General features: G+C 41.8%; 3 protein-coding genes and 1 pseudogene. All 4 read right to left on the bottom strand.

Translation table 11 applies throughout. The features are described from left to right. Positions 1–293 (bottom strand): annotated as a pseudogene (locus tag C1T29_RS00960) (50S ribosomal protein L3); the annotation flags it as partial. Positions 294–332: 39 nt separating this feature from the next. Then, positions 333–641: a 30S ribosomal protein S10 gene (gene rpsJ / locus C1T29_RS00955; protein WP_003156464.1), complete on the bottom strand. Its 309-nt coding sequence runs from the start codon at positions 639–641 to the stop codon at positions 333–335. Positions 642–877: 236 nt separating this feature from the next. Continuing rightward, on the bottom strand, positions 878–1,834 hold the full coding sequence (locus C1T29_RS00950) for an alpha/beta fold hydrolase (RefSeq protein ID WP_103750566.1): 957 nt from the start codon (positions 1,832–1,834) through the stop codon (positions 878–880). 99 nt (positions 1,835–1,933) lie between these two features. Beyond that, on the bottom strand, positions 1,934–3,124 hold the full coding sequence (gene tuf / locus C1T29_RS00945) for an elongation factor Tu (protein ID WP_003242008.1): 1,191 nt from the start codon (positions 3,122–3,124) through the stop codon (positions 1,934–1,936). Positions 3,125–3,127 lie beyond the last annotated feature (3 nt).

The following is a 3,127-nucleotide window of genomic DNA, read 5'->3' as shown; positions in this document are numbered from 1 at the left end:
TTGACTTCCTGACCAACTTCATACGCATCCATTTCCACTCCGCGTAATTCTTTAACGAAGCGCTTAGGAGCAGTTTCCGCTTTTGCAACGTGCCCTTTTTCAGGTTTGTTAGAAAGCTTTTCACGCTTGTCGTCAAAACCAAGCTGGATTGCTTCGTAACCGTCGTTTTCAGCTGTTTTCTTTTGAAGAACAACGTTTGGAGCAGCCTCGATAACAGTTACCGGAATAAGATCACCGTTCTCAGCGAATACTTGCGTCATACCAATTTTTCTTCCTAAGATTCCTTTGGTCATTCGTCACACCTCCTATTAAGATCATTCTATATTTTAGAATTAAAGTTTAATTTCGATATCGACACCAGATGGTAAGTCTAATCGCATAAGAGCATCAACAGTTTGTGGTGTTGGGTTCACAATGTCGATTAAACGTTTATGTGTACGCATTTCAAATTGCTCACGAGAATCTTTGTATTTGTGCACCGCACGAAGGATTGTGTAAACTGATTTTTCAGTTGGCAACGGAATCGGACCAGATACGCTGGCACCAGAACGTTTTGCCGTTTCAACAATCTTCTCTGCAGATTGATCAAGGATTCTATGATCATATGCTTTCAAACGAATACGAATTTTTTGTTTTGCCATTATTTTCCCTCCTTTTCGCCTACATCACGTTAGACAGTTCTCCGTGAGAAAAACCTGAACACCTTGCCATGGCAAAGCGGCCGGGTGTGTCAGCAACCTCTCACTTCATCGCAGTCAAAGACCAACATACACCATTATACAGAAAATAGGCGTATGTTGCAAGACTTATTTAAAATATGCATGGTTTGCACACTTTTTATATTATACAGGGGTTTTTCTTATTTATCAAGGACCTATCATAAATGGTACCGTGCATGACGACTTAGTGTACTAGCGAATAATGACGGCTCCTCAATATGCGGGGTATGAGCTGAATTCACAAATTGAACCCAGCGCTTTTCGGGCGCCACGAGTTCTTGATAATACTGTTTCGATATTTCAGCTGGAACAATTAAGTCATGTTTCCCTGAAATGAAAACACACGGTACTTTAATAGAAGGAACAGATCTAAATGCATTAAACCTGTACAACTCATCTGTTAAATGTTTTTTGCTGAAGCGCAGTCCATTGAGGACGCTATGAATGTTTCGCACACCATACTCATTACCAGTAAGCATTTGAAATAAAACAGCAAGAGAATGCCGATGCAGGCGGGTGAATCCTCCTCTGCTTACCTCAACACAAAATCGATAGATAAGATGCTGGATATCCTGCTTCCAAGGCGGAGCCCCAATGAAACGTGTGAGCAAAGATAATATTCTGGCTTTCTTTGCTTCAGAAATTTTACGAATATGTCGATAAGCAGTTGATTCTTCAACGTGAGGGCTGACAACCTGACTGATTCCATAATAAGCGTAAAACAAGTCCGGGCGCTGCTGCACTACATGAAGCGCCAGCATTGACCCCCAAGAATGACCGGCCAGATATAGTTTTGTTTTTGAAAAGTGAGCTAAGAGCCATTGAGTGACATGGATTGTATCTTTAATGAAGTGATTTATTGTCATGGAGTGTTGCGAAATTCGTTTAGAATATGAAAGCCCTGATCCTCTCTGATCCCAATGAACTACAGTGAAATACCGTTCCAGCTCTTTTTGATAATGTCTAATGTATCCGATTTGCGGCGTACCCGGCCCGCCATGTAAAAAAAGCAGCAATGGATTTTCAATATCAGTTCCATTAATCATCAGCATTTGCTTTGTATTTTCAATGCTCAGTTCTTTCATGATTGCGATTGATCTCTTTTCAGGAATCATAGATAGTAGCCCCTCGAATATGATAGATCCTATTATACAAGAAAAAGACAAGCAAACAAAAAACGAGACCCACAAGGGGCCTCGTTTAAAATCATACTATTACTCAGTGATTGTAGAAACAACGCCTGAACCAACAGTACGTCCGCCTTCACGAATAGAGAAACGAGTTCCTTCTTCGATAGCGATTGTAGAGATAAGTTCAACGTTCATTTCAGTGTTATCTCCAGGCATAACCATTTCTACGCCTTCTGGAAGATGGATGATACCAGTTACGTCAGTTGTACGGAAGTAGAACTGAGGACGGTAGTTAGAGAAGAATGGAGTGTGACGTCCACCCTCTTCTTTAGAAAGAACGTAAACTTCAGCTTTGAATTTGCTGTGTGGAGTGATTGTACCTGGTTTAGCAAGTACTTGACCACGTTGGATTTCTTCACGAGATACACCACGAAGAAGGGCACCAATGTTGTCACCAGCTTCAGCATAATCAAGAAGCTTACGGAACATTTCAACACCTGTAACAGTTGTTTTCTTGTTCTCTTCTTGTAGACCGATGATTTCAACTTCGTCACCGACTTTAACTTGTCCGCGTTCTACACGGCCAGTCGCTACTGTACCACGACCAGTGATTGAGAATACGTCCTCAACTGGCATCATGAATGGTTTTTCAGTGTCACGTTCTGGAGTTGGGATGTACTCATCAACCGCATCCATAAGTTCGAAGATTTTAGCTTCGTACTCAGCGTCACCTTCAAGAGCTTTAAGAGCAGAACCTTTGATTACTGGTACATCATCACCAGGGAAGTCGTATTCGCTAAGAAGATCGCGAACTTCCATTTCAACTAGTTCAAGAAGCTCTTCGTCGTCTACCATGTCGCATTTGTTTAAGAATACTACGATGTATGGTACACCAACGTTTTTAGAAAGAAGGATGTGCTCACGAGTTTGTGGCATTGGGCCATCAGCAGCAGATACTACAAGGATAGCTCCGTCCATTTGCGCAGCACCAGTGATCATGTTTTTAACATAGTCAGCGTGTCCTGGGCAGTCAACGTGTGCATAGTGACGAGTTTCAGTTTCGTACTCAACGTGTGCAGTAGAGATTGTGATACCGCGCTCACGTTCTTCTGGAGCACCATCAATTTGATCGTACGCCATAGCTGTACCTTTACCAGATTTCTTATGAAGTACTGTTGTGATAGCAGCAGTTAAAGTTGTTTTACCATGGTCAACGTGTCCAATTGTACCAATATTGGCATGTGATTTGGAACGGTCGAATTTTTCTTTAGCCATTCT

It is taken from the genome of Bacillus sp. MBGLi79, from assembly GCF_002953915.1.
The sequence above is the reverse complement of the archived record's forward strand: the minus strand, read 5'-3'. Positions and strand labels throughout refer to the sequence as shown.